This window comes from Acetobacter fabarum, from assembly GCF_040702925.2.
GTDB classification, from domain to species: Bacteria; Pseudomonadota; Alphaproteobacteria; order Acetobacterales; family Acetobacteraceae; genus Acetobacter; species Acetobacter fabarum_B.
In genome coordinates this window covers 1-273 of the sequence record NZ_JBFCXX020000082.1, presented here as the reverse complement: position 1 = coordinate 273, position 273 = coordinate 1, and the positions used below count along the sequence as shown (strand labels likewise).

Annotated in this window: 1 protein-coding gene; it reads left to right on the top strand. The window is 60.1% G+C overall.

The genetic code is table 11. The features are described from left to right. Positions 1 to 25 precede the first annotated feature (25 nt). Positions 26 to 273, top strand: a 248-nt coding sequence (locus AB2L51_RS15180; RefSeq protein ID WP_400922667.1) for a glutathione S-transferase N-terminal domain-containing protein, incomplete at its 3' end; no start/stop codon positions are given.

The window sequence follows — 273 nt, the reverse complement described above, 5'->3', positions numbered from 1 at the left end:
ATTTCAACAAGCGAGGAGGATCGCCATGGGCGTGACCAATCGGTTGGCCTGTTACTCCGACCCCGCCGACCACTATTCCCACCGGGTACGTATCGTACTGGCCGAGAAGGGTGTCAGCGCCGAGATCATTTACGTCGAAGCGGGCCGTCAGCCGCCGAAGCTGATCGAGGTGAACCCTTACGGCAGCCTGCCCACCCTGGTCGATCGCGACCTGGCGTTGTGGGAATCGACTGTGGTGATGGAATACCTGGATGAGCGTTATCCACATCCGCC